The following is a 6,656-nucleotide window of genomic DNA, read 5'->3' as shown; positions in this document are numbered from 1 at the left end:
CCTCTCCCCTTCTCCCCTTCTCCCCAACGACTCTGTTAAGGTTTTTTGCAATCCTGCGAGTGTTCGGTCGGCTCGTGGTAACTTTTGACGAAGATTAGCCCTAAATCAATCGAATTATTTAGCCGACGACGCCAAGTTTGGCAGGAGAACACTTTGAACGCACAAGCTCGTCAACTCGAACAAACCGCATTACGCGAAGATATCCGTGACTACGTGGCTCATCTCCAGTTTCATATGACCTTGCAGGCGCGGAACCTGGTTCCGAACCTCTCGCAAGCGGCCGATAGTCGCGAACGACTCCTCCACAACGCTCAAGCGGAATTCGAGAAACAAGTGTCCCGACAGGCGATCGAAAGCCTCTAAACTGTTCGACTCTCCATCAGACTTAATTCACTTCTACCCAGCGCGGCGATCGCTCCTCAACCGGACGAGGCCGCGCTTTCAGTCTTGATTTCGATCGATTTAAGATAATGTGAACAAAGTATTAAAACAGTATTAAGACAATCGAGAATTTACCGAGTCAGTGGGCGATCGCGTCGCTAAAATAGATACCACATTCATATTGTTTTTCGGGAGCCAGTTTTCTGGTTTAGCGCCTATTCATACCGTTTACGGTCAACTCCAAGGTCTCAAACCCAGCCAACTCAAGCAACTTCAGCGGCTGTACCACCAACGCTTACCGGGCGACTGTCTGACGACACCAGAATTCGCCCAACGTCTCGCCGCGATTTCGACTGATTTGAGTAAACCCGTCTGCGCCTACATTAACCGACGGGGTCAAGTGATTCGAGTGGGTGTGGGAACGCCGCGACAGACTCAAATTCCGCCTTTGGAACTGCCCCGTTATGGTGCGAGTCGTCTCAGCGGGATTCGTTGCGTTGCCACTCAATTAAAAACCAATCCGCCGGGAAACTCCGCTCTCACGGCCATGGCCATTCAACGCCTCGATGCCCTAGCCGCTCTCACGTTGACGGGTTCTGGATTCCGGCGACGGGGGGGTGGCGATGTGGGTTACGTCAAACACACTTATCTGGCGAATTTGGTTCCCAATACCCACGAAGCCAGTTGGACGGTTTCGCCGCCGTTGAGTTTAGACGCCCTAGCCCGTCGCGATTTTCTGGCGATGGTGGAGGAACTCGAAGCGGAGTTTCAACGGGAATTCGTCGCCCAACAAGTCGAAGGCGATCGCGATCGCGTCTTGATCGTCGGTATGCGAACCGCCGAACTCGACGCCCAACAGTTTGAAGATCGCCTGGTCGAAGTGGGACGACTCGTCGATACCGCCGGAGGTATCGTGTTGCAAACCCTGCAACAGTCCCGATCTCGCCCCCATCCTCAAACCGTAGTGGGATCGGGGAAAGTCGACGAAATTGCTTTAACCGTGCAAACGGTGGGGGCGAATTTAGTGGTGTTCGATCGCGATCTCTCTCCGGCGCAAGTTCGCAACTTAGAAAAACGCATCGGCGTGCGGGTGGTCGATCGCACCGAAGTCATTCTCGATATTTTCGCCCAACGGGCCCAGTCCGGCGCCGGGAAACTGCAAGTAGAACTAGCACAACTCGAATACAACCTACCCCGTCTGACCGGACGAGGACAAGCCATGTCTCGACTCGGGGGCGGTATCGGAACCCGAGGTCCGGGGGAAACCCAGTTAGAAACCGAACGTCGGGCGATTCAACGGCGGATTTCGCGGTTGCAACAAGAGGTCGATCGCCTGCAAGCCCATCGATCGCGCCTGCGCCAACAGCGACAACATCGAGAAGTCCACTCAGTAGCGTTCGTCGGTTACACCAACGCTGGAAAATCCACCTTGCTGAACGTTCTCGCCAACGCCGAAATCTACACCGCCGACCAACTTTTCGCCACCCTCGACCCCACGACACGCCGCATCGCCGTCACCGACGAGAACACTTCCGAAGTGCGTCAGTTCGTCCTGACCGACACAGTGGGATTTATCCACGAACTCCCCCCCGCCCTCATCGACGCTTTCCGCGCCACCTTGGAAGAAATCACCGAAGCCGATGCCCTGTTGCACGTTGTAGACTTATCCCATCCCGCTTGGCAAAGTCAAATTCGATCGGTTATGGGTATTCTGTCCGATATGCCCGTGACGCCGGGGCCGATTTTGTTGGTGTTCAATAAAATCGATACCGTAGACGGCGAAACCTTAGACTTCGCGGCAGAGGAATACCCCCAGGCGGCCTTCGTCTCGGCGACGGAAGGCTTCGGTTTGACAACGCTACGCCAGCGATTGTTACAACTGATCGATTATGCCGTTGTCGGAACGGATTAATGTCGCGTCGCCTTCCAATTGCATTCAATTGACGAAAATCGATGAACCCAGAACTCGAAACCGAAATTCTCCAACTGCGGGAGCGGAAACTCACTCCCAAACAAATCGCCCGCAAACTCGGCGTCAAACAATCGGAGGTTAAAGCCTTCATTAAAGCCAGTGCAGCCCAAGCCGAACAAAAACGCCTCGAAACTGGCGATCTCCCGCCCGTTGCTCGATGTACCCTGGACACCCAGACTTACGAACATTTTTTCGGAGAAAGACGCAACACCGAAGACGAAGACGAAGAGGGGCCAATGGGAATAGGATTGGGCGTCGTCTTCCTCTCTCGTTCCGATCGCTTCGAGCGATACAGCATTACCACCTATCTCGTCGATTACTGGTGTTTGGGCGTGAAGGATGCGATGAAACCCAGACCCGCCAACGGTTCGGAACATTCGGAATTGTTAAGCATGGCGTACAGTGGCTTTCCCGAAGGCTTTCGAGATATTACTCTCGAGCAAGCCCAAGCCCTGGTTTTCGGTGCGGCTGAGTACGCCAAGGGACTGGGATTCGACCCTCACCCAGATTTCGAGGAGGCGAAAGCCCATCTCGGTCAGTGGAACGGCGAACTGAAGTTAGAGTTCGGTCTTGACGGAGAACCGTTTTTCACCAGCGGTCCTTACGACGATGTCGATTCCATTATGCAAACCCTGCGGCGCAACGTCGGTGACGGAAATTTCCACTACACGATCGGCGTGATGTAAGGGTCGGATATCTCCTCTGTCCCGTACTTCTTCGATCTTGATAAAATTTAACTTAAGATTGATGACGATATATTGAGGAAGTTGTAATGTCGAAGGTAGAGATTTACACTTGGAGCCGTTGCCCCTATTGCATTCGCGCGAAAGCCCTCCTCGAGAGTAAAGGGGTCGATTATCAAGAGTACGTCATCGACGGCGATTCCGAAGCTCGCGCCAAAATGTCCGAACGGGCCGACGGACGGACGAGCGTTCCTCAAATTTTTATCGATAACCATCACGTGGGCGGTTGCGACGATTTACACGACCTCGACGATCGCGGCGAGTTGGATTCGATGCTGCAAAGCGCCGCCTAGAAGATCGAGCCGGAACCCTCGAGTTTCACAACCCCGGTATCGTTGAGATATTGGGGTTTTCGAGTTTCTCAGTCAATCTTTCCACTCTACGATAACGGGTGTATGGTCGCTGGGTTTGGGGAGTTTGCGGGGTTCGACGTCGATGGTGCAAGAGAGGGTGCGATCGAACAGTTCTGAGGTGAGATAGTGATGGTCGATGCGCCAACCGCGATTTCGGCGGAACGAGCCACCTCGGTAATCCCACCAGCTAAAAATTCCCCCTTCTTCGGTAAACTTGCGAAACGGATCGCGCAATCCCAGGCTGAGAACCTCTTGTAACGCCTCTCGTTCTGCGGGAGTCGTTCCCACGATGGGTTTGTTACCGGGAGGCGTGTGAATGTCGCGATCGTCGGGGGCGATGTTGAAATCGCCGCAAATGCATAAACGGTCGTATTTGTCAAGAGTGACTTCAATGTATTTTCGTAACACTTCGAGCCAGCGAAGTTTGTAACGATACTTGTCGCTGTCGTATTCACCGCCGTTGGGAACGTAGAGATCGACCACGCGCACGCCGTTTAAGGTGCCGGCGATCGCCCGTTTTTGGTCGTCGAGATCGCCGACGATCTCCTCGGGAAGCAACGCCCCGAAGCCAATTTCCACGTTGTCTAAGGGAACGCGGCTGAAGAGGGCGACGCCGTTATAAGATTTTTGTCCCGCACAGTAGACGTGACGCCCCAGGGACTCGAAGGGTTCGCGGGGAAAGTCTTCATCGACGACTTTGGTTTCTTGAACGCAGAGCAAATCGACGGGATTGGCCTCGAGCCAATCGCACACGAGCGATCGCCGGGTTCGGATAGAGTTGACGTTCCAAGTCGCGATTTTCATAAGACGGTGTGAGGGGGCCGAGAGGGGGGCGAGAAGACGGTTCGAGAGTGCGATCGCCCCAGCAATTCCGGCTCATCTTTGTTAGGATATCAGCAAAAAGTTGATGATAATATCTAATCGCCCATCGTGTCACGCCGTTCCCGGTCAATGAGTTGACAGAGAACGGTTTGAGGGCGATCGCTGTAGTCCTTACCTCGAGAGTGAATGACCGATACGTCTCAAACCAACGCTATGTCTTCTCCCCCCGTCACCTCTGCCGTCGATCGTGAGGCGGAAAGCTACCGTCTGGCGATGTTAGCCGCCGAAGCCGCCGAAGATCGCAAAGGCTCGAACATTTTGGTCCTGCGCGTTGAAGAAGTCTCTTACTTAGCCGATTACTTCATCATCGCCACTGGGTTTTCTCGGGTGCAGGTTCGCGCCATCTCCCAGTCGATCGAAAACAACGTGGAAGAGAACTTAGAGCGCAAGCCGCTGCGAGTGGAAGGACAAGCCGAAGGAAACTGGGTGTTGATGGACTATGGAGACGCCATCGTTCACGTTTTGATGCCTGAAGAACGCGACTTTTACAACCTGGAAGCCTTTTGGGGACACGCCGAACGGATCGATATTCCCCAATCTGACCCCGACGCCCCGGATGTGTGATGTACGATTTGGATCTCTCGGTTTGCCCGGTTCCGGAAGAACAACGGCCGATTAACGAATATCAAGCCCTGAAAGAGTCTTGCTTGTTTCGATCGAGCCACGGAATCCTGTCGAATTATATTAAAACCCTGGCTTGGATTTGGGTGCCGAGTTGGGCGATCGCCGGGCCCGTGGCCGCCGCCAGTTTCGATCCTGCCAAACATCCCGTACAGTTCGCCCTCGGTGCCAGTGCCGGGGCGAGTGTTTTTCTGTTGCTGGCACTGGTACGGTTGTATTTAGGCTGGAAATACGTTCGCGATCGCCTCGAGAGTCCCGTCGTCGAATACGAAGAGTCTGGATGGTACGACGGGCAAACTTGGACGAAAACCTCGGAAATTCTAGCCCGAGATCGCCTGATCGCCGCTTATCAAATCGATCCGGTCTTAAAACGCTTGTATCGGACGTTCGGCGTATTAGGATTGTCGATCGTGGCCGGCGCGATCGGTTGGCTCGTCGCCTAACGCAATCTTCGCAGTACAGGTTTATGGCAAAACGACATCACACTCACGCGATTGAAGTTCAATTATTAAGGGAAGGCATCGTCGAATCCAAGCACCAAGTCCAGGCGGTGGTGTGCGATCGCCGGGGTCGCGTCCTCTCGGTAGCAGGAAATCCCGAATTCGGCAGTTTTATTCGATCGGCGCTCAAACCCTTTCAGGCTCTCGCCGTCACCTCAACCGGCGTCATCGAGCGTTACAACCTCAGCGATCGAGACCTGGCGATTATGTGCAGTTCTCACCAAGGCACCATCGAACAAGCCAGACAGGTGTTTCGCATTCTCTGGCAATGTGCGATCGAACCCGACCAACTCCAATGTCCGATTCCCGCCGGGAAGCGATCGCCCCTCGAACATAACTGTTCGGGAAAACACGCCGGAATGCTGGCAGTGTGCCAACAGCGACAATGGCCGCTGACGACTTATCTCAAGCGCAACCACCCCGTTCAATCCTTGATTTTGGGCAAAGTTGCCGAACTGCTGCATATGCCCCCAGACGAGTTTATCGGAGCGCGGGACGATTGCGGAGCGCCCACCTATTTCATGCAGCTCAATCAAATGGCGTCTCTGTTCGGTCAACTGGCCTCGGGAGACAACCTAGATATGGAACGCATCGTCCGCGCCATGACCCACTATCCCGAACTGGTGGCGGGAGAAGGACATTTCGACACCGAGGTCATGCGCCTGAGTCAAGGGGAACTCGTCAGTAAATCCGGCTCCGAAGGCATTCAATGTATCGGTCGCATCGGTCAGGGCATGGGATTGGCCATTAAAGTGGCCGACGGTGCAAAACGGGCGAAATACGCCGTCGCCATTCAGTTAATTCGCCAACTGGGTTGGCTCGAACCCGAAATTGCCGATACCCTCGCCGAGCGGTTTTGCGTCCTCAGCGACTTCAAACGCTTGACGGTCGAAGGAGAGTTGGGAATGCTGTAACGTCCTCGATACGGGGCGATCGCGCGATTCTGAAAGCGTTCTCGAAAAAAAATTGCTCAGAAACTTGCGGGTTTTCCCACCAACGATGTATGATGGAAGATACGTCGCGGGATAGAGCAGTCTGGTAGCTCGTCGGGCTCAAAGGCTGGCTTAATCAAACGCTTAGCGGTTGAGTCAGCGGGGCTGTAAGGCAGGAAACTGCTTTGCGACAACTTCCCAAACTCGGGGAAGCCTGTAGCGTGGTAATCCCGAGCCAAGCTCCGAAATCGGAGAAGGTGTAGAGACTCGAT

The 6,656-nt window shown here is 54.2% G+C and carries 8 protein-coding genes; 7 read left to right on the top strand and 1 reads right to left on the bottom strand.

Annotated elements, in window-relative coordinates; genetic code table 11:
- The first annotated feature begins 153 nt into the window (after positions 1–153).
- The 4 genes from POG22_RS18845 (at position 154) to grxC (ending at position 3,389) form a co-directional block, all read left to right on the top strand.
- Entirely contained in the window at positions 154–363 is a 210-nt protein-coding gene (locus tag POG22_RS18845) for a hypothetical protein (protein ID WP_026097422.1), read from the top strand.
- 235 nt (positions 364–598) lie between these two features.
- Complete coding sequence (gene hflX, locus POG22_RS18840) at positions 599–2,293, top strand: GTPase HflX (protein WP_498906794.1); 1,695 nt, start codon at positions 599–601, stop codon at positions 2,291–2,293.
- 41 nt (positions 2,294–2,334) lie between these two features.
- Positions 2,335–3,039: a DNA-binding response regulator gene (locus POG22_RS18835; RefSeq protein ID WP_498906792.1), complete on the top strand. Its 705-nt coding sequence runs from the start codon at positions 2,335–2,337 to the stop codon at positions 3,037–3,039.
- 86 nt (positions 3,040–3,125) lie between these two features.
- Positions 3,126–3,389, top strand: coding sequence for a glutaredoxin (grxC, locus tag POG22_RS18830; protein ID WP_498906791.1), 264 nt, complete (start codon positions 3,126–3,128; stop codon positions 3,387–3,389).
- Between the two features lie 72 nt (positions 3,390–3,461).
- On the opposite strand, the gene xth is transcribed toward grxC, so the two are convergent.
- Positions 3,462–4,253: an exodeoxyribonuclease III gene (gene xth / locus POG22_RS18825; RefSeq protein ID WP_498906790.1), complete on the bottom strand. Its 792-nt coding sequence runs from the start codon at positions 4,251–4,253 to the stop codon at positions 3,462–3,464.
- A 204-nt stretch (positions 4,254–4,457) separates the two neighbouring features.
- On the opposite strand from xth, the gene rsfS reads away from it, so the two are divergent.
- The 3 genes from rsfS to POG22_RS18810 are packed head-to-tail and all read left to right on the top strand — an operon-like array spanning position 4,458 to position 6,366.
- Complete coding sequence (rsfS, locus tag POG22_RS18820; RefSeq protein WP_498906789.1) at positions 4,458–4,895, top strand: ribosome silencing factor; 438 nt, start codon at positions 4,458–4,460, stop codon at positions 4,893–4,895.
- On the top strand, positions 4,895–5,395 hold the full coding sequence (locus tag POG22_RS18815; RefSeq protein WP_498906793.1) for a CGLD27 family protein: 501 nt from the start codon (positions 4,895–4,897) through the stop codon (positions 5,393–5,395). Before rsfS ends, POG22_RS18815 begins: the two co-directional genes overlap by 1 nt.
- A 23-nt stretch (positions 5,396–5,418) precedes the next feature.
- Positions 5,419–6,366, top strand: a complete 948-nt coding sequence (locus POG22_RS18810; protein WP_498906788.1) for an asparaginase — start codon at positions 5,419–5,421, stop codon at positions 6,364–6,366.
- Positions 6,367–6,656 lie beyond the last annotated feature (290 nt).

The sequence above is a fragment of the Geitlerinema sp. CS-897 genome (assembly GCF_028368005.1).
Classification (GTDB): domain Bacteria; phylum Cyanobacteriota; class Cyanobacteriia; order Cyanobacteriales; family Geitlerinemataceae; genus Baaleninema; species Baaleninema simplex.
Note: the sequence above shows the minus strand (reverse complement) of the source record. Positions and strands in the feature narration are given on the sequence as shown.

Bases quoted from the DNA above. Each gene is read 5' to 3' on its own strand.
- grxC (WP_498906791.1), top strand. From the start codon at position 3,126: ATGTCGAAGGTAGAGATTTACACTTGGAGCCGTTGCCCCTATTGCATT.
- rsfS (WP_498906789.1), top strand. From the start codon at position 4,458: ATGACCGATACGTCTCAAACCAACGCTATGTCTTCTCCCCCCGTCACC.
- POG22_RS18835 (WP_498906792.1), top strand. From the start codon at position 2,335: ATGAACCCAGAACTCGAAACCGAAATTCTCCAACTGCGGGAGCGGAAA.
- POG22_RS18810 (WP_498906788.1), top strand. From the start codon at position 5,419: ATGGCAAAACGACATCACACTCACGCGATTGAAGTTCAATTATTAAGG.
- xth (WP_498906790.1), bottom strand. From the start codon at position 4,253: ATGAAAATCGCGACTTGGAACGTCAACTCTATCCGAACCCGGCGATCG.
- POG22_RS18815 (WP_498906793.1), top strand. From the start codon at position 4,895: ATGTACGATTTGGATCTCTCGGTTTGCCCGGTTCCGGAAGAACAACGG.